Source organism: Stenotrophomonas sp. Steno-C15, assembly GCF_056393265.1.
The window spans coordinates 1-23,490 of sequence record NZ_JBWJPF010000012.1; the positions used below are offsets into that span (position 1 = coordinate 1).

Consider the following 23,490-nt stretch of genomic DNA (forward strand, 5'->3'; position numbering starts at 1 on the left):
GTTGATTCACCGAGGGCCCTGCCCAGGGCGTCAGATTGATTCGCCGAAGGCCTTGGCCAGGTTGCGGTATGCCTTCTTCTGCGCTTCGTCGGTGGCGGCCGGGGCAATGATCTCCAGCTCGACGATCTGATCGCCATCGGGATTGCCCGGCAGGCCGCGGCCGCGCAGGCGAAGCTTGCGACCGGCTTCGGAATCGGCCGGAATCTTCAGCTCCACCGCGCCGCCCAGCGTGGGCACGCTGATGCTGGTGCCCAGCGCCGCCTGCCAGGGCGTGACCTGCAGCGAATACAGGATGTTGCGGCCATCGACCTCGAACTGCGGGTGTGCGGCGTACTCCACCTCCAGCAGCAGGTTGCCACCGTGGTTGCCCTGCCCCGCCAGACGGATCACCTGGCCGGGACGGATGCCCTTGGGCACGCGCACATCCAGCTGCCTGCCGTTGACGGTGATGCGCAGGCTGTCGCCGTTGTAGGCGGCCTCCAGCGGCACCGACAGCTTGGCGCGGGTATCGCGGTTGGGTGCATGCCCCTGGCTGCTGAATCCCGGGCCCGGTCCCTGGCCACCGCGCTGGCGGGCGAACAGGCTCTCGAAGAAGTCGCTGAAGCCGCCATTGGGGCCACCACCGCCGAACACTTCCTCGAAATTGAAGCCACCGCCACCGTAGTTCGGTGGCACATTGAATTCCTCGCCCGGCCGGTAGCCCTGCGCGCGCAGCTGGTCATAGGCCGCGCGCTTTTCCGGATCGCGCAGCGCCTCGTAGGCTTCATTGACCGCCTTGAACCTGTCTTCGGCCCCGGCCTCCTTGCTGACGTCCGGGTGGTACTTGCGTGCCAGCCGGCGGTATGCGGTCTTGATCTCCGCATCACCCGCACTCGGTTCCACCCCCAGGGTGGCGTAATAATCCTTGAATTCCATCCAGCTACCTCGATTCGCTTCGGCCGCGCCGGTGGCGCCGCCCCGGGTTCATTCTACGCGCCGGCGATGCTACGCCGCCCCTCGTGCGGCCCCGGTGAGGCCGACTGATCCTGCGCAATGCGCCTGCCATCGGCCTGCGCCACGCTGTGGCTGGAACCCTGGCGCGTGCCCCCTGAAGATGGGGCCTGCACGCGGGGTTTCCAATGTCTTGACGCCCCTGTCCCATCCCGCCCACTAGCCTGCCCCAGCAAGGAGTCCATCATGACCATCCATGTCGGCGACCGCATTCCGGAAGTGACCCTCAAGCGCATCCGCGAGGGCATCGAGACGCTCGATACGCACTCGCTGTTCGACGCCCGCAAAGTGGTGATGTTCGCCGTGCCCGGCGCCTTCACCCCCACTTGCTCGGCCCGCCACCTGCCCGGCTTCGTCGAGAAGTTCGAGGCGTTCCGCCAGCGCGGCATCGAGGTCTACTGCATGGCGGTCAACGATCCGTTCGTGATGAAGGCCTGGGCCGCTGACCAGCACGTACCCGAGGGCCTGCTGATGCTGTCCGACGGCAATGCCGAACTGACCCGCGCGCTGGGCCTGGAACTGGATGCCAGTGCTTCGGGCATGGGCATCCGCTCGCGCCGGTTTGCCCTGTACGTGGACGACGGCGTCGTCCGCGCGGCCTGGATCGAGCAGCCCGGGCAGTTCGAAGTGTCCTCGGCCGAGTACGTGCTGGAGCACCTGCCCACCTGATCTTCCACCGCAAGAGGAAACGGCCAGCCATGTCCAATACGCCAGCCAACGCCACCACGTCTGCCCACCCGCTTCCCGGCATCAGCGACCGCAAGGTCCTGCGCGAACGCGCGCGGCGCAATCTTGAAGATGGCGCGATCACCGAAAGCTACAGTGCCGACCGCGAGGCCGTGATCAAGCTGCTCAACGACGCCCTCGCCACCGAGTATGTCTGCGTGCTGCGCTACTACCGGCATTACTTCACCGCCAAGGGGATGCTGGCCGATGCGGTCAAGGCCGAGTTCCTTGAGCATGCGCAGCAGGAACAGGCGCATGCTGGCAAGCTGGCCGAACGCATCGTCCAGCTCGGCGGCGAGCCGGACCTCAATCCGGACACGCTGAGCGCGCGTTCGCATGCCGAGTACAAGGAGGGCAGCGACCTGCGTGACATGGTCCGCGAGAATCTGGTCGCCGAACGCATCGCCATCGACAGCTACCGCGAGATGATAGACTTCATCGGTGATCGCGACACGACCACCAAGCGCATCCTCGAGGAGATCCTGGCGCAGGAAGAAGAGCACGCCGATGAGTTCGCCGACCTGCTGGACGGGTGGATCGGGGAATAGCGCTGCGCGTATCGGATACCGCGTGCCGGCCGTGGGCCGGCACCTACCGGAGGACGTTGAAACGCACCTGCGTCCACGCGCCATCGACAGCCAGCGCGGTCAGCGTATGGCTACCCGGTTCGGCGAACTCGCGCTGCATCAGCTGAGATCCCCGGGTCTGTGCGATCCAGCGGCCATCCAGCAGCCAGTCCACTGCCTGCTCGCTGCCCAGCGCGCGCAGCTGCAGGCGCACGCCGTGTTCGGCATTGGGCGCGCGCGCCAGCGTGGCCCCGTCATTCAGACCGTCCACGTGCAGCGCCACGCTGGCCTCACGGCCATCGTCGCGGCAGTCCGGTGACAGCGCCGGCAGCTGCGACAGCTCCCGGGTCGCCTTCGGCAGCCACGGCGACAGCAGCGCCGGCCAACGGGCGATTTCGCGCGCCACCTCCTCATGGGGCAGACGACAATCGGCCGAGACGCGCAGACCGGTGCGTGCATCTGCCAGGTAGCGCTGACGGCCCGGTTGCCAACGCCGGGCTTCGCGCTCGGGGAACGTGAGCGGTACGGCGCCGTCGAGCAGGTACGCCGGCATCCGCCGCTGGCACACGGCCGGCGGCAATCCTTCGGCGCGTTCACCGGTCGGCCAGCAGATGTCGCCCTGGCTGACGCTGGCCGGCATCGGTACCGCCGCCGAATCGCCACGCTGGCGCGGCAGACTGTCGACCACCTCGAACATCAGCGGCAGTGCGGTGACCGCGCCGTACTGACCCGGCAGCGGCGTGCCGTCGGGCCGCCCCACCCATACGCCCACGGTGTAATGCCGCGTGCTGCCGATGGCCCAGGCATCGCGGTAGCCGTAACTGGTCCCGGTCTTCCAGGCAACGCGGGGGCGCCCTCCCACATCGAAGGTGCCCACGCCATACCCCGGACGCGGGTTCGACTCCAGCATCTCGCGTACGATCCAGCTCGCCCCCGGCGACGCCAGCCGCCGCTCGATCATCGGCGCGTCATCGGTGTAGCGCACGCGGCCGGCGATACCGTTGCGGTTCAGTGCGGCGAATGCCCCGACCAGATCTTCCAGCCTCGCGCCGGTGCCACCGAGTATCAGCGAGAGATTGGGGGGGCTGCCCGCGGGAAACCGCAGCTGGATGCCGGCGTGTGACAGGCGCGCGGCAAAGCGCGCGGCGCCGACCCGCTGCAGCAGGTCCACCGAGGGTACGTTGAGCGACAGACGCAACGCACTGGAGGCGCCGATCGGGCCATTGAACGCCATGTCGAAGTTGCCCGGGCGGTAGCTGCCGAAGCTCTGCGGCGCGTCCACCAGCAGGCTCTCCGAGTGGATCAGGCCGTCATCCAGCGCCATCGCGTACAGGAACGGCTTGAGGGTCGAACCCGGCGAGCGCCAGGCCTGCACCATGTCGACGTGGCCCAGGCGCTGGCGGTCGCCGAAGGACAGCGTTCCCACGTAGGCGCGCGCCTGCAGGGTCTGGTTGTCGACCACCAGCAATGCCGCCGACGTCCGCTCCGGCAGGCTCGAGAAATAGCTGGCCACGCGCTCTTCCAGTGTACGCTGCAGGCCGATGTCGATGCTGCTCCGGATGCGCGCCTGGCCGGGGTGTGCCGCATGCAGCCGCTGCGCCAGCAATGCCGCATGCAGCGGCGGTCGCAGCGACCGCGCCACCACGTTCTCGATGCGTGCATCCTCCACCTCATCCGGTGTCCACGCCCCCCGTTCGGCCATGCGTGCCAGCACCTTGTCACGTGCCTTCTGCGCCGCTTCCGGATGGCGGTCCGGGCGCAGGCGGCTGGGTGCCTGTGGCAGCACCGCCAGCAACGCGGCCTCGGCATGTGACAGCTGCGCGGCCGGCTTGCCCAGGTAGGCCCAGCTGGCAGCCTCCACGCCCTCGATGGTGCCGCCGTAGGGCGCACGCTCCAGATACAGGGCCAGGATCTCCCGCTTGGAAAGATGCGCTTCCAGCTGCAGGGCACGCAGCACCTGCTTGAGCTTGCCCCAGGGGGTACGCGAATGCGGGTCGAGGATGCGTGCCACCTGCATGGTCAGGGTCGAGCCACCAGAAACGATGCGTCCGCCGCGCAGCAGCTGGCCGCCGGCACGCAGGATCGCCAGCGGATTGATGCCCGGATGGCGCCAGAACCAGCGGTCCTCGTAGGTCAACAACGCCTGCAGGTACAACGGCGAGACGCTGTCGATCGAGGCCGGATAGCGCCACACGCCCTCGGCATCGGCGAACGCACGCAGTGGCGTGCCGTCGGCAGCCACCACCAGGGTGCTGGTGTCGCGCTGCTTCGGCAGTGGCGGCGGGAAAACGACGTCCAGTACCAGCAGCAGCGTCAGCAGACCCGCCGTTCCCCAGCGCAGCCACGGCCACAGCGGCCGCAGCCGGCGGCGCAGGTCCGCCCGCCGGGTCGTCATCGCGCTCTTCATTGCAGGATGCCAGCAGGACGGGCCGCGCCGTCGCGGCCCGTCCGCGCGGTCACGGCTGCACCACCGTGATCGTGGTCGGGTTGCTGCGGCCGACGCCACGCAGCTGCGGCCGGTACATGTCTTCCACCAGCGGCGGCGGCACCGAGTAGGTGCCCGGGGTCACCGCACGCACCAGGTAGAACACATTGGCCTTTCCGCCGCGCGAGAGCTTGAGCGCTGCCACGTAACGGTCGTCGCGGAACTCCTCATGCTTGGTATCGGCCGCGTCACCGCGGTCGCTGATGGTGATGCCATCGACGACCACGTCCGCCCACTGCTTGGCATCGCCCAGGTTGAAGTTCTCGATCTCCAGGCCGGCCGGCAGCAGGTCGGTCAGCAGCGCATCCGGCATGGTGGTGTCGGCACTGACGGTGACCCGCACGATCAGCGCTTCGCCTTCCTTCAGCGGGCGCGGCGACCACGGCTTGCCGTCGGTACCGAAGTAGCTGCGCTCGACACCGATCACACTGTTGTCCGGCGCTGGCGCACTGCGCGGGATGCCCGCCACATCGATGCTGGCGAACATCGGCGGCTGGCCCTGCGGAGTGAAGCGCACTCCGCTGGCCAGTTCGCTGGCGCTGAAGGTGCGGCCGAACAGCTTGCGCTCGCTGATCGATTCACTGTTGCCACCGATCACCAGCTCGCCGGCTACCAGTGCCTTCTGGTTGGCCGCCAGCGCCTTGCCGAGGCGGGCAATGGCGACCTGCTCCTGCGTGCTCAGCCACATCCAGCCGGCGTTGCGGCGCGCATCCAGGCCGCGGCCGAGATCAACCGCACGCGCATCCCATGCCGGCTTCGCCAGCTTGTTCTCGTGGGTCAGCGCGATCATCAGCGCATCATCACGGATCGCGCTGCCGTAGTCGCCGAAGTACGACGGGCGCTCGCTGCTGGACTTGGCGAAGGCAGCTTCCAACGCGGCCTGGCCTCGCTTGGCGTCGCCCTGCAGCGACAGCGCCACACCCAGGTGGACCAGCGACAGGCCGCCAACCGCCTTGCTGCGCTCGTTGTCGTACAGCGTGCGCAGCGTACCCAGCGGCGCACGGTTGACCCGGGCCAGCACGTAGCCGGAATACGCCTGGTTGGCGAACTTCAGTTTCTCGCGCTCGTCCTGCCCGTAGAACGGGTTGCCGCCGGACAGCAGATCCTCGCTGAGACGGTTCAGTGCCTTCTGCAGCACGTTGTCCGGTACGGCGAAGCCGGCATCCCGGGCATCGAGCAGGAACTCGGCGATGTACGGGGTCAGCCACGGGTTCACATAACCATCGTCGCCCCACATCGAGAAGTTGCCGTTGGCCACCTGCATCGACGCCAGGCGGCCGAACGCGCCCTCCATGCGTTCGCGGCGGGTCTTGGCGTCCAGGCCGTCTGCGCCGAGCATCGACGACGTGGCCTGATCCAGGATCAGCGCAGCGTAGCCCTTGCTGGTGGTCTGCTCGGCGCAGCCATACGGGTAATTCAGCGCGCCCTGCAGAGCACTGGCAAACGGAATCGGGGGCAGCGGGCTGACCAGCAGGCGCGCATTGACCGACTCGGACATCAGGCCATCGGCCAGACCGCTGTCGAGGCTGACCGCCGCCAGCGGGTCGAGCGTGCGTACCTGCGAGCGCAGCACCTGCGGCCATGCCGCACGCACCGGCAGGTCGTAGCGGCGGTCGGCCTTGAAGCCATTGCCTTCCACACGCACCCGCACCTTGGCCACGCTGTGGCCTTCGCGTGCCAACAGCGGGAAGCTCAGCGTGGTCTTCGCATCGGCGTTGAGCTGCACGCTGCGGCTGCCCTCGCCAAGGGCCAGCGGTCCCTCGCTGTCCACGCGCACATTGAACTGGCCGGGCTTGCCGGTGAAGTTCTGCACGTCCAGCGTCACGGTGCTGCGGTCGCCCGGGGCGAGCACGCGCGGCATGCTGGCCTCGGCCAGGATCGGTGCGCGCACCACCGTTTCCACGTCGCGCTTGCCGTACTGGTCATCGCTGTACACCAGCGCCGACACGCGCAGCGTGCCGTTGAAGTCCGGCACCTTGAGGCGGATGCGGGCATTGCCCTTGGCATCAAGCTGTACCGGGCCGGAGAACAGATCCACGGTCTGCACGCGCGCGGTCGGCCGCTTGGCCTGAGGCAGGGACTGCAGCGCCATGTCACCGCCGAACTTCAGCTTGCCGGCGCCGCCGTCGAAGCTCTCGATCACCCGGCTGTAGATGTCATAGGCATCGATGCCGAGGCGGCGCTGGGCGAAGAAGTGCGCGCCGGCATCGGGCACGGGGAAACGGGTGATGTTGAGGATGCCCACATCCACCGCCGACACGGTGACGTGCGCGGCCTTGCCGGCCAGCTGCGGTGCGCTGACCGTCACCGGCAGATCCTGTTCCGGGCGCAGCTGCTTCGGCGCCACCAGGCCGACGGCCACGGTGCGGCCCCTGCGGTCCATCGGTACGTGCACCACGCCGACAGCGCGCGCCGGGGTGATCTTGCTCGGCGCACTGCCACCCCGGAACACCAGCGCGGTGATGTAGACATCGTGGCGCTCCCAGTCAGCGGTGACCGGGATGTTGAAGGTGGCACCGGGTTTGGCGTCGATGTCCTGCACGTATAGCATGCGATCGGTCTCGACCATCAGGATGCCCTTGCCGGCATGCGGCGGCGTCACCGTCACCTGCAGGGTGTCGCCCGCCTTGTAGCCGGTCTTGTCCAGGCCCAGCTTGACCTTGTCCGGGCGCGCATCGAGACCGCGATTGTCATCGCCCCAGCTCCAGCCGGCACGGAACGGATAGCGGCTGGTCAGGCCGGTGCCCGGATCGAACACGTCCACCCGGTACTCGCCCCACTCGACCGGGACATCGAACGCCACCGCGCTGCTGCCGGCATCGACCGTGCGGGTTTCCTTGTTCTCGAACCGACGGGTGAAATCGTAGTCCCAACGGTTGTCGTTGAAGGTCCAGTGATAGTCACGCAGCTCGCGCACCAGGGTGATCTTCAGGCCCTTGGCCGGCTGCGGCCGGCCGGCCGCGTCCACGCGCACCAGTTCGAAGCGTGCGTTGCTGTTGGAGTCGGCACCATCGTCGGGGTTGAACAGCGGACGCACGCCGACCAGTGCATTGGCTGGCCACATCACCCGCTTCAGGGTGCGGGTCACGGTCCGCCCACCGGTCTCGTACAGGCTGCCGGACAGCACCACCGCGATCGGCGCCTTGGCCTTGGCCGCTTCTTCCGGCAGCGTCACGTCCTCGCGCAGCTGGCCGTTGGCCGGCAGCGTCGTGTCGATCACGTCCTTGGCCTCGCGCGGCAGCTGCAGGGTCGGGTCGCCGAAGAAGTAGCCCGGCAATCCCTCGACCGGCTGCTGTTCGGCTGCCACAGCCAGGCGCGCGGTGAAGCGGTTGCCGTCAGCCGGCGCGCCGTACAGATACGCGCCATCGGCCTGCAGACGAAGATCTTCGCCCGGCTTGAGCGTCTTCTGCGGGCTGTCCAGGTCCAGCTTCATCCGTTCGGGCAGGAACTCTTCGATGCGCAGGGTCATGCCCTGGATCGCTTCCTTGCTGGCCGGATCAGTACGGAACTCCACCTGCCAGCGTCCCGTCGGCGCCTCGGCCGGGATGACCTGCTCGAAGGCGATGTAGCCCTGCTCGCCCGGCTGCAGGCGGGTCTCGCGGAAGGTCTTGCCGTCGGGCTGCTTCAGGCGCAGGAACACCGGCTGCGACTTGACCGGCTTGCCATCATTGTCGCGCAGCAGCGCGGACAGGCGCACGGTCTCGCCCGGCCGATAGAGGTCGCGGCCGGACCATGCGTAGACATCGAACCAGGCATTGTCACGGCCGGCAACGGCGAACTCGCTCAGGTCCAGGGCCGGCTGGTTGAAGGGCAGGAAGCTGGTATCGCGACCACTGCTGGCCACCAGCACGTGGGTGGCGTCGAGCGTGTAGTTCAGCAGCGCATTGCCGTTGCCATCGGTACTGCCCTTGAGCACCACCTCGCCTTTGCCGTCGAGCACGCGCAGCTCGACGTTCTTCAGCGGTGCTCCGTCCTTCAGTCCGGCGGTGTGGACGAACAGCTTGTCCTTGTAGGCGCGCGTGTGCAGGCCGATGTCGCTGACCGAGAAGAACGCGGTGTCGAACTCGCCCTCGTAATCGCCCGTGCGCTTGAGCAGTGCGAAGTACAGGCCCGGCTCCTGCAGCTCCTTGATGTCCTGGGTTGGCAGGTAGGTCAGCACCCGCTCGTTCTGCTTGCCGCCGAGGATGAAGCGGTTGACGTAGACCGGCTCGGCCAACGCATTGATCGGGCTGCGCTCGTAGTCGCTGCTCAGTTCCCAGCTGCCACGACGGCCGCCGCGCTGGTACTGGCTGAAGAAGGTCGGCAGATCCTTCTCGCGCACGCGCAGGAATTCGACGTCGACCTCGGGAACATTCACGGAGACAACCGGCAGGCCGCGACTGTCCTTGGCCGGCAGCACGCTGCCCTGCGAGGCGAAGCCGGCCACCGGCTTCAATTCGCCACTGAACACCTTCTGCTTCAGCTCCTTGCCCAGCCGGCTGCCATCGGCGGCCAGCAGGTCCGGCGATACCACCAGGCTGAACTCCTTGCCGGCTTCGACGAACGGATAGCGCAGGGTCAGTCCGTCATCGGACAGGGTCCAGCTGCTGTCGTCGGTGCCGACCTTCTCTTCGAAGCGCACCAGCGTGTCGAAATCCTGCGTGCCGACCAGCGGGCGCGAGAACTCCAGCGCCAGCGACAGGCCGTCATTCTTCTGGTCCGGGTAGGCGCGCAGCAGGGTGAAATCCTTCACCTGCTCGGCCTGGGTGGCAATGGCCTCGCCACTGGCCTTGGGCAGCTGCCCGCTGTCGTTGCGGCAACCGGCCAGACCCAGCAACAGGCCTCCTGCCAGTACCGCCGCCGCCCATCCCCACCGCTTGCGCCGTGCCGGACCGCTCATGTCGTCACTCCTTGATCGAGGCGGCCATTATAGGCGCGCCGCGTCAAGGTGTTGGCGCGGATCCGGCAGGAACACATCGGAACGGTAACGCCGGGCCATGCCCGGCGGTCCCGGTAGCGGCCAACCTTGGTTGGCGTTGGGCCCGTGCCAACCAAGGTTGGTACCTACCAGGGCGCGCCCTACCCCGGCCGGTACAGATCCACGTAGTCGGTCACCGGCATGGCCGCCAGCGCCACCGGTTCCAGCGAGGCCGCCAGGATGCGCTGCTGCTGGGTGGTGGGGAACCGATGGGCCAGATGCCGCCGGAACTTGTCCATCAACAGGGGCATGCCCTCGTCGCGTCGCCGGGCGTGGCCGAGCGGGTACTCGACCAGGACCTCCGGCAGTTCGCTGCCGTCGTTGAAGCGGACGGTCAGGCCGTTGGCGATGCTGCGCTTGTCCGGGTCCAGGTAATCCGCGCTGAGCTGCGGGTCTTCGTGGCAGGTCATCCGCGCGCGCAGCGCATCGATGCGGGGGTCAGCAGCAACATCGTCCTCGTAGTCCTCAGCCACCAGCCGCCCATGCAGCAGCGCGATGGCGACCATGTACTGCACGCAGTGGTCGCGGTCGGCCGGATTGTGCAGCGGGCCGCGCTTGTCGATGATGCGGATGCAGGCCTCCTGCGTGCGGATGGCGATATGCGCGATGTCATCGACGCTGCGCCCGCCTGCCCGCAGCTGCGCGTGCAGCGCGACCGCGGCCTCCACTGCGGTCTGGCCGTGGAACTCGGCGGGAAAACTGATCTTGAACAGCACGTTCTCCATCACGTAGCTGCCCAGCGGCCGCCCCAGCGTCACCGCCTGACCATGCATGGAGACCGCTTCGAAGCCCCAGGTGGGAGCGCTCAACACGCTGGGATACCCCATCTCGCCGCTGGCCGCCATCAGCGCCAGGCGCACGCCGCGACTGGTGGCATCCCCGGCGGCCCAGCTCTTGCGCGAACCGGTGTTGGGCGCATGCCGGTAGGTCCGCAGCGCCTGGCCATCGACCCAGGCCAGCGACAGCGCATTGAGCATGCGCTCGCGATCCAGCCCAAGCAGGCGTGTGACCACGGCGGTGGTGGCGACCTTCACCAGCACCACGTGGTCCAGCCCGACCCGGTTGAAGGAATTCTCCAGAGCCAGCACGCCCTGGATCTCGTGCGCCTTGATCATCGCCACCAGCACATCGTGCACGGTCGGCGGTGGACGACGCAGGGCCGCGGCATTGCGCCCCAGCCAATCGCAGACGGCCAGGATGCCGCCGAGATTATCCGACGGATGACCCCACTCGGCGGCCAGCCAGGTGTCGTTGAAGTCGAGCCAGCGCACCATCGCGCCGATATTGAACGCCGCCTGCACCGGATCCAGCACGTAGTGCGTTCCCGGCACGCGCGCGCCGTTGGTCACGCTGATGCCCGGCACCAGGGGCCCGAGCAGCTTGCTGCAGGCCGGGAAGGACAGCGCTTCCAGGCCGCAACCGAGGGTATCCAGCAGGCAGTAATGCGCGGTCTGGAATGCCAGTGGCGAGTCGATGCGCACGTCGCGCACGTAATCGACGATGTCCTCCAGCAGCGCATCCCACGTGGCACGTTCGTTGGACGGGGTGTGGCTGTCGGACATCGTCTGTTCTCCGCTGACGCCGGACCACGCCCGGCGGTTCATGGGCGGGCCCTGCCGCGCTCGCCGGGCATGGCCCGGCGCTACCGCCATGGTCCCGCGTTACAAGGTGTCGGCTGGTACCCGCACGCTGCCTTCCATCAATACACGGGCGCTGCGGCTCATGATGGCCTTGGTCACTGTCCACTGGCCGTCAACGAGACCGGCCTGGGCGCCCACGCGCAGCGTGCCGGACGGATGCCCGAAGGTCACCGCCTCGCGCTGGCCACCGCCGGCGGCACGGTTGACCAGCGTGCCCGGAATCGCAGCAGCGGTACCGATCGCCACGGCGGCAGTGCCCATCATCGCGTGATGCAGCTTGCCCATCGACAGCGCACGCGCATGCATATCGATGGCCGATGCCGGGATTGCCTTGCCGCTGGACGATACATAGTCCTGTGCCGGTGCCACGAACGCCACTTTCGGCGTGTGCTGGCGGGTCGCCGCCTCTTCCAGCGTCGAGATCAGGCCCATGCGCAGCGCACCGTGTGCACGGATGCTCTCGAACTTCTGCAGGGCAGCCTTGTCGTCGTTGATCGCCGGCTGCAGCTCGGTACCGCTGTAGCCCAGATCGGCCGCATTGAGGAAGATGGTCGGGATGCCGGCGGTGATCATCGTCACCTCGAAACTGCCCACGCCCGGCACATCCAGGGTATCGACCAGGTTGCCGGTCGGGAACATCGCGCCCCCGTCGCCATCATCGGAGGGATCTATGAACTCAAGCTGGATCTCGGCGGCCGGGAAGGTCACGCCATCCAGCTCGAAATCACCGATCTCCTGCACCTCGCCATTGCGCATCGGCACGTGGGCGATGATGGTCTTGCCGATGTTGGCTTGCCAGATGCGCACGGTGCACAGGCCGTCGCGCGGCACCCGGGCCGGATCGATCAGGCCGTTGGCGATGGCGAACGGACCCACCGCAGTGCTGAGGTTGCCACAGTTGCCGCTCCAGTCGACGAACGCGGTGTCGATCGAAACCTGGCCGTACAGATAGTCCACATCGTGATCGGGCACGGACGCACTGGAGATGATCACGCACTTGCTGGTGCTGGACGTGGCCCCGCCCATGCCATCGGTGTGCTTGCCATAGGGATCGGGCGACCCGATCACGCGCATCAGCAGCGCATCACGTGCCGGGCCCGGCACCTGTGCGGCTGCGGGCAGGTCCTGCAGGCGGAAGAACACACCCTTGCTGGTGCCACCGCGCATGTAGGTGGCGGCAATGCGGAGTTGCGGAAGAAAGCTCATGGAACGGTTCCTTGCAATGAAAGACGGCCCGTTGCCGGGCCGTCGGTTGTCTCATGCCACCCGGGCACCTTCGAGGAAATCCTGGGCGAAGCGCTGCAGTACACCGCCCGCTTCGTAGATCGCCACTTCCTCGTCGCTGTCCAGGCGACAGGTGACCGGCACGATGATGTCCTGCCCATCGCGGCGGTGGATGACCAGGGTCAGGTCGGCGCGCGGCGTGCGCTCGCCCACCACGTCGAAGGTCTCGGTACCGTCGATGCCCAGGGTCAGCCGGGTGGTGCCCGGCTTGAACTCCAGCGGCAGCACGCCCATGCCGATCAGGTTGGTGCGGTGGATGCGCTCGAAGCCTTCCGCCGCGATCGCTTCCACGCCGGCCAGCCGCACGCCCTTCGCCGCCCAGTCACGCGAGCTGCCCTGGCCGTAGTCGGCACCGGCGATGATGATCAGCGGCTGCTTGCGCTCCATGTAGGTCTCGATCGCCTCCCACATGCGCATCACCTTGCCCTCCGGCTCCACCCGCGCCAGCGAGCCCTGCTTCACGCTGCCGTCGTCGTTGCGCACCATCTCGTTGAACAGTTTCGGGTTGGCGAAGGTGGCGCGCTGCGCGGTCAGATGGTCGCCGCGGTGGGTTGCGTAGGAATTGAAGTCCTCTTCCGGCAGGCCCATCTTCGCCAGGTATTCGCCGGCGGCACTGGAGGCCAGGATCGCGTTGGACGGCGACAGGTGGTCGGTGGTGATGTTGTCCGGCAGCACCGCCAGCGCGCGCATGCCCGCCAGCGTGCGTTCACCGGCCAGCGCCCCCTCCCAGTACGGCGGGCGGCGGATGTAGGTGCTCTGCGGGCGCCAGTCGTACAGCGGACTGACCGCCGCACCCTGCTCCACGCGCACGTTGAACATCGGGTTGTAGACGCTGCGGAACTGCTCGGGCTTCACCGCCGCCTTCACCACTGCATCGATCTCGGCATCGCTCGGCCAGATGTCCTTCAGGCGCACCTCGTTGCCGTCGGCGTCCACGCCAAGCACGTCCTTCTCGATGTCGAAGCGCATGGTGCCGGCAATGGCATAGGCGATCACCAGCGGCGGCGATGCCAGGAAGGCCTGCTTTGCGTAAGGATGGATGCGGCCATCGAAGTTGCGGTTACCCGACAGCACGGCCGTGGCATACAGGTCGCGGTCGATGATTTCCTGCTGGATCGCCGGATCCAGCGCACCGCTCATGCCGTTGCACGTGGTGCAGGCGAACGCGACGATGCCGAAGCCGAGCTTTTCCAGCTCCGGCAGCAGGCCGGCCTCTTCCAGATACAGCTGCACCGCCTTTGAACCCGGGGCCAGCGACGACTTGACCCACGGCTTGCGCAGCAGGCCGCGCTCGTTGGCCTTGCGCGCCAGCAGGCCGGCGGCGATCACGTTGCGCGGGTTGGAGGTGTTGGTGCAGCTGGTAATGGCGGCGATGATCACCGCGCCATCAGGCATCAGGCCCCGCAGCTGCTCGGCCTTGCCGGCATCGAGCTTGGCTGCGTCGGCGATGCCGCGCTCGGCCAGCTCGGCCACCGGCAGGCGGCGATGCGGATTGCTCGGGCCCGCCATGTTGCGGACCACGCTGGACAGGTCGAAGCGCAGCACGCGCTCGTACTGCGCCGTGGCCAGCGCATCGGCCCACAGACCGGTGCTGCGTGCGTAGTTCTCCACCAGCGCCACCTGCGATTCCTCGCGGCCGGTCAGGCGCAGGTAATCGATGGTCTGCCCGTCGATGTAGAACATCGCCGCGGTCGCGCCGTATTCCGGGCACATGTTGGAGATGGTGGCACGGTCACCGATGGTCAGCGCGGCCGCACCCTCGCCGAAGAATTCAAGCCAGGCGCCCACCACGCGTTCCTTGCGCAGGAACTCGGTCAGGGCCAGCACCACGTCGGTGGCGGTGATCCCTGGCTGTGGCCGACCGGTCAGTTCCACGCCGATGATGTCGGGCAGGCGCATCCACGACGCGCGGCCGAGCATCACGTTCTCGGCCTCCAGGCCGCCGACACCGATGGCGATCACGCCCAGCGCATCGACGTGCGGCGTATGGCTGTCGGTGCCCACGCAGGTATCCGGGAAGGCCACGCCGTCCTGCACGTAGATCACCGGCGACATCTTCTCCAGGTTGATCTGGTGCATGATGCCGTTGCCCGGCGGAATCACATCCACGTTCTGGAACGCCCGCTTGGTCCAGTCGATGAAATGGAAGCGATCCTCGTTGCGGCGATCCTCGATGGCGCGGTTCTTCTCGAATGCCTGCGGATCGAAACCACCGCACTCCACCGCCAGCGAGTGATCAACGATCAGCTGTACCGGCACCACCGGGTTGACCTTGGCCGGATCGCCGCCCTTGTCGGCGATCGCATCGCGCAGGCCGGCGAGATCCACCAGCGCGGTCTGGCCGAGAATGTCATGGCACACCACGCGCGCCGGGAACCAGGGAAAATCCAGGTCGCGGCGACGTTCGATCAGCTGCGTCAGCGAGGCGGTGAGCATCGCCGGATCGCAACGCCGTACCAGGTTCTCGGCCAGCACGCGCGAGACATACGGCAGCGTGGCGTAGGCGCCGGGCTGGATCGCATCGACCGCAGCGCGCGCATCGAAGTAGTCCAGCGGGGTGCCGGGGAGGGTCTTGCGGTAATCGGTATTCATGGGCTGGCGGAATGCTTGGGGCGGGCCGGATGCCGGCGAGCGGCAATGAAGGCATCCGGCCGGCACCTGGCCGACCGGATGGATGGATCACGCGGCGGTCAGGCGCGCTTGTCGATGGCCACGAACTCGCGATCTTCCGGGCCGATGTAGTTCGCGCTCGGACGGATGATCTTGCCGTCGATGCGCTGCTCGACGATGTGCGCGCTCCAGCCGGCGGTGCGGGCGATGACGAACAGCGGGGTGAACATCGCGGTCGGCACGCCCATCATGTGGTAGCTGACGGCGCTGAACCAGTCCAGGTTCGGGAACATTTTCTTGATGTCCCACATCACCGTCTCCAGGCGCTCGGCGATGTCGTACATCTTCATGCTCGACTGCTCTTCGGACAGCTCACGGGCGACGTCCTTGATCACCTTGTTGCGCGGGTCGGACACGGTGTACACCGGGTGGCCGAAGCCGATCACCACTTCCTTGCGCTCGACGCGGGCCTTGATGTCCTCTTCGGCCTCATCCGGGCTGTCGTAGCGCTTCTGCACCTCGAAGGCCACTTCGTTGGCGCCGCCATGCTTGGGGCCGCGCAGCGCGCCGATGCCACCGCAGATCGCACTGTACATGTCGCTGCCGGTACCGGCGATGACACGGCAGGTGAAGGTGGACGCATTGAACTCGTGCTCTGCGTACAGGATCAGCGAGGTGTGCATCGCCTTCACCCACGAATCCTGTGGCTTCTCGCCGTGCAGCAGGTGCAGGAAGTGGCCACCGATGGAATCGTCATCGGTTTCCACGTCGATGGCGCGGCCGTTGTGGCTCCAGTGGTACCAGTACAGCAGCATCGAGCCGAGGCAGGCCATCAGCTTGTCGGCGATGTCGCGTGCACCCGGATGGTTGTGGTCATCCTTTTCCGGCGCCACGCAGCCGAGCACCGACACGCCGGTGCGCATCACATCCATCGGGTGTGCCGACGGCGGCAGTTCTTCCAGCGCGGCTTTCACCGCGGCCGGGATGCCACGCAGCGACTTCAGCTTGGCCTTGTACGAAACCAGCTCGGCGCGGGTCGGCAGCTTGCCGTGCACCAGCAGGTACGCGATTTCCTCGAATTCGCTGGTGTTGGCCAGATCCAGGATGTCGTAGCCACGGTAGTGCAGGTCATTGCCGCTGCGACCGACGCTGCACAGCGCGGTGTTGCCGGCGGCAGTGCCGGACAGGGCGACGGATTTCTTCGGCTTGAAGGTCGGGGTTGCGGTCGTATCGTTCATGTTTCCCTCCGAAAACTTGATGGTGCAGGGTACTGCTTATTTCTTGGCGGCGAACAGTGCGTCGAGCTGCTGCTCGAACGCGTGGTAGCCGATGCGGTCGTACAGTTCTTCGCGGGTCTGCATGGCGTCGACCACGCTGCGCTGGTGACCGTCGCGGCGCACCGCCTGGTAGACGTTCTCCGCCGCCTTGTTCGCCGCGCGGAACGCCGACAGCGGGAACAGCTGGATGGCGACCCCGGCCGAGGCCAGCTCGTCGCGGCTGAACAGCGGCGTCGCACCGAATTCGGTGATGTTGGCCAGCACCGGCACCTTCACTGCATCGACGAAGCGGCGGTAGGTATCCAGATCGTAGGCAGCCTCGGCGAAGATGCCATCAGCGCCCGCTTCGACACAGGCGATGGCGCGCTCGATGGCCTTGTCCACGCCATCCACCTGGATGGCATCGGTGCGTGCGATCAGGAAGAAATCCGGATCGGTCTTTGCATCAGCGGCGGCCTTCACGCGGTCGACCATCTCACCCTGCGAAACGATCTCCTTGCCGGGACGGTGACCACAGCGCTTGGCGCCCACCTGGTCCTCGATGTGGCAGGCGGCCGCGCCGGCCTTGATCAGCGACTTCACGGTGCGCGCGATGTTGAACGCGCTGGGTCCGAAGCCGGTATCGATGTCCACCATCAGCGGCAGGTCGCAGACGTCGGTGATGCGGCGCACGTCCACCAGCACGTCTTCCAGGGTGTTGATGCCCAGGTCCGGCAGGCCCAGCGAGCCTGCGGCAACACCACCGCCGGACAGGTAGATGGCGCGGAAGCCGGCGCGCTTGGCCAGCAGGGCGTGGTTGGCGTTGATCGCACCGATCACCTGCAGCGGCGATTCGGCGGCCAGAGCCTCGCGGAAGCGGGCACCGGCGGAAGAAGGGGCGGAAGCGGTCATGCGGCAATCCATGTTGAGGAACAGGTGGGCAGGCGCAAGCACCATGCCAAGCTGCAAGCGATTGATTTCAAAGGCATGACCGGCTGACAGCCATGAAACATATGAAACATTGAAACAGATGTATCATGAAACACTCCCGTGCCGGTGTCCGCCCCATGTACCTGCCCCGCTCGCCCCTGCGCCATGCCGATGCCGACCCCGGTCGCCCGGTGATCTGGACGGTCAGCGTTTCGCGGCTGACCGGCCTGCTGGGTGACGTCATTCCCGAGTTCGACCGCCGCGCGCGCATCGAGCAGATCAACCTCGGCTTCGAAGAGGCAGTGGAGGTGATCGGCCAACGCCTGCGCCGCGAGCACTGCGACGTGGTGATTGCCGGTGGCTCGAACGCGGCCTGGCTGCGCAGTCGGCTCGACCTGCCGCTGGTGCCGATCCAGGCCAACGGCTTCGACCTGATGGAGGCTCTGGCGCGCGCGCGCCGCATCGCCGCACGCATTGGCCTGGTCACCCATGCCAGCGACGTGCCGGTGTTCAGCGGCTTCCAGCAGAGCTTCGGCCTGGATATCGAGCACCGCCGCTTCGTCACCCGCGAAGATGCGCGCGACTGCATCGCCGATCTGCGTGCCAACGGCATCGAAGTGATCGTCGGCACCGGGATGGCCATCGACCATGCCGAGCAGGCCGGGCTGCCGGGCGTGCTGCTGTATTCGGCCGACTCGGTACGGCAGGCCTTCGAGCATGCGCTGGAACTGACCCAGACCCTGGCACGCTCGGTGGGTCCACGCCCCACCACGCGGCGCAGTGCCGCCCCGCGCGGCGATGCATACGCGCTGCTCGGCGACAGCGAGGCGATGGCGCAGGTGCGCGCACAGATCGCGCTCTATGCACCGCACGACAGCACCGTGCTGGTCACCGGCGAGACCGGTACCGGCAAGGAACTGGTGGCACGGCAACTGCACGCCGCCAGCGGCCGGCGCGGTCGTTTCGTCGCGCTGAACTGCGGCGCGATCAGCGAATCGCTGCTGGAAGCCGAACTGTTCGGCTACAGCGATGGCGCCTTCACGGGCGCACGTCGTGGCGGCCGGGTCGGCCTGGTCGAAGCGGCCGATGGCGGCACACTGTTCCTTGACGAGATCGGCGAGCTGCCCTTGCCGCTGCAGACCCGCCTGCTGCGCGTACTGGAAGAACGTGAAGTGCTGCGCGTCGGCGCCACCGAACCAACACCCGTGGACCTGCGGGTGGTGGCCGCGACGCTGCAGTCGCTGGAGCATCGCGCAGCTGCCGGCAGCTTCAGGCGCGACCTCTACTACCGGCTGGCGGCACTGCGCATCGCACTGCCCCCGCTGCGTGCCCGGCGCGCTGACATCCCGCTGCTGACCCGGCACTTCTTCCGCCAGCTGCGCGGTATCGACGCCCCCCTGGACCAGGACGCGATGGCAGTGCTGGGTGCCGCCGACTGGCCGGGCAATGTGAGAGAACTGCGCAATCTGGTCGACCGCCTGCGCATCCACTGGCAGCCGGCAGACGGGATGATCGACGCTGGGCGCCTGCTGCAGCTGGCGCCGGAACTGGCGCGCGAAAGCACCCCGTCCCTGCGGCTGGAAAGCAATGGCAGGCGCCCGGCACGGGCCCAGCTGCAGGCGCTGCTGCAGGAGCACCGCAATGACCGCGAAGGCATGGCCCAGGTGCTCGGCGTGTCACGCACCACCTTGTGGCGCTGGCTGCGCGCGGAAGGACTGTAGGCAGGCGCCGCGCGGACCGCGCGGCGCGCCGCCAGCCAAGGTTGGCACTACCCCCGCGTGACCGCGTCCAGCGGCATGCGGAAATAGACCACCCGCTCGGTCTCTACAAAGCCACAGGCGCGGTGTGCCGCATGCGCCTCTAAGTCCTCCAGGCCGCTGTCCGAGGCCAGCTCGCTGCAGCCCGCGTCCCGCGTCCACGCCTGCACTTCCGCCAGCAGGGCACGGCCGACAGCGCGGCCCTGCCACTGCGGCGTTACATACCAGCCTTCCAGGAACCCGACCGGCGAGGAACCGGTGCCGTTCACATAGTCGTGGCGCAGGCGTACCTCAGCGAAACCGACCGCCTCACCATCAGCCGCGCACGCCAGGAACACCGCACCTTCCGGATCGGCCAGCGACTGCGCCAGCTCCTCCAGTGGATCATCGGCGTCGGGCCACAGGCCCACGCGCAGCTGCGACCATGCAGCGGCATCGGCCGGTGTGGCCTGGCGGATCGTGGCAGCGCAGCCGCTCACGGATACAACAGGCGCTTGCTCCAGCGCCCCTCGGCGCCGGCTTCATAGCACCACCGCTCGTGCAGGCGGAACTGCGCGCCGTACCAGAACTCGATGCGGTCGGGCACCACGCGCAGGCCACTCCAGCCGTCCGGACGCGGCACGTCCTTGCCCTCGAAACGTGCCTCGACCTCGGCCACGCGCGCATCGAACTCTTCGCGCGTTGCAAGCGTCTTCGACTGCTGCGAGGCCCACGCGCCGATCTGGCTCATGCGCGGACGGCTGGCGAAATAGGCGTCTGCTTCCGCATCGGCCACCTGTTCGACACGGCCTTCGATGCGCACCTGGATGCCGGCCTCGCGCAGGCTGCGCCACAGGAACAGCAGGGCCGCCTGCGGATTGGCCCGCAGCTCCTGGCCCTTGTGGCTGTCCAGGTGGGTATAGAACACGAAGCCACGCTCATCGAAGGCCTTCAGCAGCACGGTGCGCGCCGATGGACGACCGTGCAGGTCGGCACTGGCCACGGTCATCGCGTTCGGCTCGACCTCGCGGCTCTGTTTGGCCTCGTCGAACACGGCCGCAAACGTGGACAGGGCTTCGGCGTACAGGTCGCTCATGATTGCGTTCTTCTCACACGGATTGATCTATTGTGGCGGCATGGTCGCTGCTGCGTATATGCCCCAGGTGAAAGGATTTCCCGAAACATTGGCCGAGCAGGCACTGGATGATGCGCTGGGCAGTGGCGCGGCGGTTCCAGTATTGGCGATCAGCGGGCTGCAGGGGAGCGGCAAATCGACGCTGGCCGAGCAGGTGGTGGCGCGCGCCCGGAACCGGGGCCTGAACGCCGCGACGCTGTCCATCGATGATGTCTACCTGACCCGCGCGCAACGGCAGCGGCTGGCACGCCAGGTCCATCCGCTGTTGATCACCCGGGGGCCGCCGGGCACCCACGACCTGCCGCTGGTCCACGCGCTGCTCGATGCCGCCGCCGCGCGCGAACCACTGGCGCTGCCGCGCTTCGACAAGCTGGCCGACGAGCGCCTGCCACAGGCGCAGTGGCCACGGCTGGAAAAGCCGCTGGACCTGCTGGTGTTCGAAGGCTGGTTCCTGGGCACACCGGCGCAGGAGGAATCCGAACTGGCTCAGCCGTTGAACGCCCTTGAACGTGATGCCGACAGCGATGGCCGCTGGCGCCACTGGTGCAACCAGGCCCTGGGCCGCGACTACCCGGCATTGTGGCAACGCTGTGACCGCCTGTGGTTCCTGCAGCCGCCGGACTTCTCGGTAGTACCGCGCTGGCGCTGGCAGCAGGAGCAGAGCCTGCAGGCGGCCCAGCCCGGCCGGCATGGCATGAGCCGGCCGCAGCTGGAGCGCTTCGTGCAGTACTTCGAGCGGGTCAGCCGGCAGGCACTGCATGCACTGCCGGCCCTCGCCGACCGGGTGGTGGTGCTGGATGCGCAGCGCCAGGTACAGGCACTGCGCTGAGGCCCCTCATTCCACCAGGAAGGTCACCCGCAGATTGACCCGCCACTCGGTGATCTCACCGCTGCCGTTGGTGACCACCTTGGTCTCGTTGATCCAGGCCCCCTGGATGCCCTTCACGGTTCCGGAGACCTTCTTCAGGCCGCTGCGCACGGCATCCTCCACGCTCGTGGGCGAAGAGGCGGTAATTTCGATGACCTTGGCAACCGACATGGCCTGTACTCCGTTGAACGCGGGAATCCCCGCAGGAAGTCCCACCCTGACGTGAAGGACGTAAAGGCCGGGGCACGGAGGTGTTAGCATCAGGGCGCATGAATCCTGCTCCGAACCTGATCCTGATCGGCCCGATGGGCGCCGGCAAAACCTGCATCGGCCGCCGCCTCGCCGAGCGCTTCACGCTGGACTTCGTCGATGTCGACCAGTCCATCGTCGACGCCGCCGGAGCCAGCATTCCCACGATCTTCGAGCACTCCGGCGAAACCGGCTTCCGCAGCCTCGAGCGCGACGCGCTGGCCCGCCTCCTGCAGGGCCACGGCCAACTGGTCTCGACCGGCGGCGGAGCGGTACTGGACCCGGACAACCGGGCATTGATCGCCCGCCGTGGCTTCGTGGTCTACCTGCGCGTCAGCGTGACCGCGCAACTGGAACGGCTGGCCCGCGACAAGGCCCGGCCGTTGCTGCAGCGCCCCGACCGCGAGCAGGTGCTGCATGACCTGGCCGCCCATCGCGATCCGCTGTACCGCGAACTGGCCGACCTCACCCTTGATACCGACCCGTACACCGCTGCCGACGCCACCGCCCAGCTGGTCGTCAAGCTCGCCGCGCAATGGCAGCGCCAGGACCTGATCGCATGACTTCCCCCACTCCGCTGCAGGTCGCCGTTGGCGGTGACCGCCCTTACACCATCTCCATCGGCGCCGGCGTCCAGAGCAATGGCCCTGCCCTCGCCCGCCACGTGCGGGGGCGCCACGTCCTGCTGCTCAGCGACAGCGACGTCGCCCCGCTGTACCTGGCGCGGCTGAAGCAGACCCTGCTGGCCGCGCGTCCGGACCTGGTCGTCGGCGAACACGTGCTGGCCGCCGGCGAAGCCTCCAAGACCCTGGCTGAATTCGGCCGCGCCATTGAAGCGCTGGCAGCCCTGGGCGCCACCCGCGATGCCTGTGTGTTCGCGCTCGGTGGGGGTGTCGTCGGCGACCTGGCCGGCTTCGCCGCAGCCTGCTGGATGCGGGGCATCGACTGCGTGCAGCTGCCGACCACGCTGCTGGCGATGGTCGATTCGTCGGTGGGCGGCAAGACTGCCGTAGACATTCCTGCCGGCAAGAATCTGGTCGGCGCCTTCCATCCGCCGCGCGCGGTGGTGGCCGATACCGCGGTGCTGGCCACCCTGCCGCCGCGCGAGCTGCGCGCGGGGCTGGCCGAGGTGGTGAAGTACGGCGCACTGGGCGATGCGGACTTCTTCGACTGGCTGCAGCACCACGCCGACGCGCTGTCCGCTGGCGAGGACGCGGTGCTGGCCGAAGCCATCGCCCGCAGCTGCAGGCACAAGGCCGCCATCGTCGAGCGCGATCCGTTCGAGAAGGGGGAGCGTGCCCTGCTGAACCTCGGCCACACCTTCGGCCATGCCATCGAAACCGAACAGGGCTATTCGGCGCCGGGCCGCGATGCGCTGAACCATGGCGAGGCGGTGGCAGTGGGCATGGTGCTGGCGGCCAGGCTGTCCACCGATCTCGGCCTGGCCGACGATGCCGACCGCGCGCGCCTGCAGGCGCTGCTGGAAAGGCTCGGGCTGCCGGTCGCGATCCCGGCCGGCCTGGATCCGCAGGCCCTGCTCGGCCGCATGCGGCTGGACAAGAAGAACGTGGCCGGTCGACTGCGCCTGGTGCTCTGGCGCGGCATGGGTCGGGCCGAGGTCGTGCCGGACGTGGATGAAGCAGCGGTATTGAAGGTGCTGGGCCAGGGTTGATCGCTTCCGCGTTGGCCGGGCATGGCCCGGCGCTACCCGGGTTTCCTGAGCGTCCGCCGGGCATGGCCCGGCGCTACCGCGTTGCGGCCGGGGTCACCCTGGCCCCGCTACAATCGGGCCATGCATGTCTACCTGCAACATCCCGAGGCCGGTGCGCAGGCACCGCGGTTCCTGCGCCTGAGCCTGCAGCCGGATCTTTTCGGCGGCTGGGAGCTGCTGCGCGAAAGCGGCCGCGTCGGTGGCCGCTCGCAGCTGCGCCGCGAGCTGTTCCTGCAGGCCGACGAAGCCCGCCACGCCTTCGAGAAGGCGCGCGATGCCGAACTGCATCGTGGCTTCCAGATCCTTTCGCACGGCGACTGATGCCGCTGCCCACCTTCGATCCAAGG

Annotated in this window: 18 protein-coding genes; 7 read left to right on the plus strand and 11 right to left on the minus strand. The window is 67.7% G+C overall.

The genetic code is table 11. The features are described 5' to 3' along the window. Window positions 1-30 precede the first annotated feature (30 nt). Complete coding sequence (locus tag AC06FB_RS10855; protein WP_053518631.1) at window positions 31-915, minus strand: DnaJ C-terminal domain-containing protein; 885 nt, start codon at window positions 913-915, stop codon at window positions 31-33. A gap of 261 nt (window positions 916-1,176) precedes the next feature. Between AC06FB_RS10855 and AC06FB_RS10860 the strand changes: the two genes are divergently transcribed. Both AC06FB_RS10860 and AC06FB_RS10865 read left to right on the plus strand, forming a co-directional pair. After that, window positions 1,177-1,659, plus strand: coding sequence for a peroxiredoxin (locus AC06FB_RS10860; protein ID WP_197601069.1), 483 nt, complete (start codon window positions 1,177-1,179; stop codon window positions 1,657-1,659). 29 nt (window positions 1,660-1,688) lie between these two features. Beyond that, a complete protein-coding gene (locus tag AC06FB_RS10865) occupies window positions 1,689-2,264 on the plus strand; it encodes a ferritin-like domain-containing protein (protein ID WP_111186363.1) in 576 nt (191 codons plus the stop codon). A 43-nt stretch (window positions 2,265-2,307) separates the two neighbouring features. Here AC06FB_RS10865 and pbpC read toward each other — a convergent pair whose 3' ends face one another. From pbpC to prpB, 7 genes are all read right to left on the minus strand, one after another. Beyond that, window positions 2,308-4,689: a penicillin-binding protein 1C gene (gene pbpC / locus AC06FB_RS10870; protein ID WP_263175297.1), complete on the minus strand. Its 2,382-nt coding sequence runs from the start codon at window positions 4,687-4,689 to the stop codon at window positions 2,308-2,310. Window positions 4,690-4,738: 49 nt separating this feature from the next. Beyond that, window positions 4,739-9,646: an alpha-2-macroglobulin family protein gene (locus AC06FB_RS10875; protein WP_478053690.1), complete on the minus strand. Its 4,908-nt coding sequence runs from the start codon at window positions 9,644-9,646 to the stop codon at window positions 4,739-4,741. 179 nt (window positions 9,647-9,825) lie between these two features. Further along, a complete protein-coding gene (locus tag AC06FB_RS10880; protein WP_478053691.1) occupies window positions 9,826-11,286 on the minus strand; it encodes a bifunctional 2-methylcitrate dehydratase/aconitate hydratase in 1,461 nt (486 codons plus the stop codon). 99 nt (window positions 11,287-11,385) lie between these two features. Beyond that, window positions 11,386-12,570, minus strand: coding sequence for a 2-methylaconitate cis-trans isomerase PrpF (gene prpF / locus AC06FB_RS10885; protein ID WP_478053692.1), 1,185 nt, complete (start codon window positions 12,568-12,570; stop codon window positions 11,386-11,388). Between the two features lie 51 nt (window positions 12,571-12,621). Beyond that, the gene (acnD, locus tag AC06FB_RS10890; protein WP_164151582.1) at window positions 12,622-15,240 is read right to left on the minus strand and encodes a Fe/S-dependent 2-methylisocitrate dehydratase AcnD; all 2,619 of its coding nucleotides are present in this window, start codon (window positions 15,238-15,240) and stop codon (window positions 12,622-12,624) included. Between the two features lie 98 nt (window positions 15,241-15,338). Next, window positions 15,339-16,496, minus strand: coding sequence for a bifunctional 2-methylcitrate synthase/citrate synthase (gene prpC, locus AC06FB_RS10895; protein ID WP_053518648.1), 1,158 nt, complete (start codon window positions 16,494-16,496; stop codon window positions 15,339-15,341). A gap of 36 nt (window positions 16,497-16,532) precedes the next feature. Beyond that, on the minus strand, window positions 16,533-17,426 hold the full coding sequence (prpB, locus tag AC06FB_RS10900) for a methylisocitrate lyase (RefSeq protein ID WP_053518670.1): 894 nt from the start codon (window positions 17,424-17,426) through the stop codon (window positions 16,533-16,535). A gap of 155 nt (window positions 17,427-17,581) precedes the next feature. On the opposite strand from prpB, the gene prpR reads away from it, so the two are divergent. Continuing rightward, entirely contained in the window at window positions 17,582-19,165 is a 1,584-nt protein-coding gene (prpR, locus tag AC06FB_RS10905; protein ID WP_277381800.1) for a propionate catabolism operon regulatory protein PrpR, read from the plus strand. A gap of 47 nt (window positions 19,166-19,212) precedes the next feature. Here the strand turns inward: prpR and aacA are convergent, their stop codons facing one another. Further along, window positions 19,213-19,680, minus strand: a complete 468-nt coding sequence (gene aacA / locus AC06FB_RS10910; RefSeq protein WP_478053693.1) for an aminoglycoside 6'-N-acetyltransferase — start codon at window positions 19,678-19,680, stop codon at window positions 19,213-19,215. Continuing rightward, a complete protein-coding gene (gene pdxH, locus AC06FB_RS10915; RefSeq protein WP_263175306.1) occupies window positions 19,677-20,276 on the minus strand; it encodes a pyridoxamine 5'-phosphate oxidase in 600 nt (199 codons plus the stop codon). Before pdxH ends, aacA begins: the two co-directional genes overlap by 4 nt. Window positions 20,277-20,316: 40 nt before the next feature. Between pdxH and AC06FB_RS10920 the strand changes: the two genes are divergently transcribed. Beyond that, window positions 20,317-21,144, plus strand: coding sequence for a kinase (locus AC06FB_RS10920; protein WP_111186370.1), 828 nt, complete (start codon window positions 20,317-20,319; stop codon window positions 21,142-21,144). Window positions 21,145-21,150: 6 nt separating this feature from the next. Here the strand turns inward: AC06FB_RS10920 and AC06FB_RS10925 are convergent, their stop codons facing one another. Further along, window positions 21,151-21,354, minus strand: coding sequence for a dodecin family protein (locus AC06FB_RS10925; RefSeq protein ID WP_053518657.1), 204 nt, complete (start codon window positions 21,352-21,354; stop codon window positions 21,151-21,153). Window positions 21,355-21,452: 98 nt separating this feature from the next. Between AC06FB_RS10925 and AC06FB_RS10930 the strand changes: the two genes are divergently transcribed. The 3 genes from AC06FB_RS10930 to AC06FB_RS10940 all read left to right on the plus strand — a co-directional run bounded on the left by AC06FB_RS10930 (window position 21,453) and on the right by AC06FB_RS10940 (window position 23,464). Next, window positions 21,453-21,995 carry a shikimate kinase gene (locus tag AC06FB_RS10930; protein WP_065174808.1) on the plus strand — a complete coding sequence of 181 codons (543 nt, stop codon included), beginning with the start codon at window positions 21,453-21,455 and terminating at the stop codon, window positions 21,993-21,995. Beyond that, the gene (gene aroB, locus AC06FB_RS10935) at window positions 21,992-23,104 is read left to right on the plus strand and encodes a 3-dehydroquinate synthase (RefSeq protein WP_164151576.1); all 1,113 of its coding nucleotides are present in this window, start codon (window positions 21,992-21,994) and stop codon (window positions 23,102-23,104) included. The genes AC06FB_RS10930 and aroB overlap by 4 nt, the downstream gene beginning before the upstream one ends. Window positions 23,105-23,224: 120 nt before the next feature. Further along, window positions 23,225-23,464, plus strand: a complete 240-nt coding sequence (locus AC06FB_RS10940; RefSeq protein WP_053518663.1) for a WGR domain-containing protein — start codon at window positions 23,225-23,227, stop codon at window positions 23,462-23,464. Window positions 23,465-23,490: the final 26 nt, after the last annotated feature.

Coding starts and splice junctions, on each gene's coding strand:
- pbpC (WP_263175297.1), bottom strand. CDS start 4,689: ATGAAGAGCGCGATGACGACCCGGCGGGCGGACCTGCGCCGCCGGCTG.
- AC06FB_RS10860 (WP_197601069.1), top strand. CDS start 1,177: ATGACCATCCATGTCGGCGACCGCATTCCGGAAGTGACCCTCAAGCGC.
- AC06FB_RS10880 (WP_478053691.1), bottom strand. CDS start 11,286: ATGTCCGACAGCCACACCCCGTCCAACGAACGTGCCACGTGGGATGCG.
- AC06FB_RS10940 (WP_053518663.1), top strand. CDS start 23,225: ATGCATGTCTACCTGCAACATCCCGAGGCCGGTGCGCAGGCACCGCGG.
- aroB (WP_164151576.1), top strand. CDS start 21,992: ATGACTTCCCCCACTCCGCTGCAGGTCGCCGTTGGCGGTGACCGCCCT.
- AC06FB_RS10855 (WP_053518631.1), bottom strand. CDS start 915: ATGGAATTCAAGGATTATTACGCCACCCTGGGGGTGGAACCGAGTGCG.
- acnD (WP_164151582.1), bottom strand. CDS start 15,240: ATGAATACCGATTACCGCAAGACCCTCCCCGGCACCCCGCTGGACTAC.
- AC06FB_RS10920 (WP_111186370.1), top strand. CDS start 20,317: ATGGTCGCTGCTGCGTATATGCCCCAGGTGAAAGGATTTCCCGAAACA.
- AC06FB_RS10875 (WP_478053690.1), bottom strand. CDS start 9,646: ATGAGCGGTCCGGCACGGCGCAAGCGGTGGGGATGGGCGGCGGCGGTA.
- pdxH (WP_263175306.1), bottom strand. CDS start 20,276: ATGAGCGACCTGTACGCCGAAGCCCTGTCCACGTTTGCGGCCGTGTTC.
- prpR (WP_277381800.1), top strand. CDS start 17,582: ATGTACCTGCCCCGCTCGCCCCTGCGCCATGCCGATGCCGACCCCGGT.
- AC06FB_RS10865 (WP_111186363.1), top strand. CDS start 1,689: ATGTCCAATACGCCAGCCAACGCCACCACGTCTGCCCACCCGCTTCCC.
- prpB (WP_053518670.1), bottom strand. CDS start 17,426: ATGACCGCTTCCGCCCCTTCTTCCGCCGGTGCCCGCTTCCGCGAGGCT.
- prpC (WP_053518648.1), bottom strand. CDS start 16,496: ATGAACGATACGACCGCAACCCCGACCTTCAAGCCGAAGAAATCCGTC.
- prpF (WP_478053692.1), bottom strand. CDS start 12,570: ATGAGCTTTCTTCCGCAACTCCGCATTGCCGCCACCTACATGCGCGGT.
- AC06FB_RS10930 (WP_065174808.1), top strand. CDS start 21,453: ATGAATCCTGCTCCGAACCTGATCCTGATCGGCCCGATGGGCGCCGGC.
- AC06FB_RS10925 (WP_053518657.1), bottom strand. CDS start 21,354: ATGTCGGTTGCCAAGGTCATCGAAATTACCGCCTCTTCGCCCACGAGC.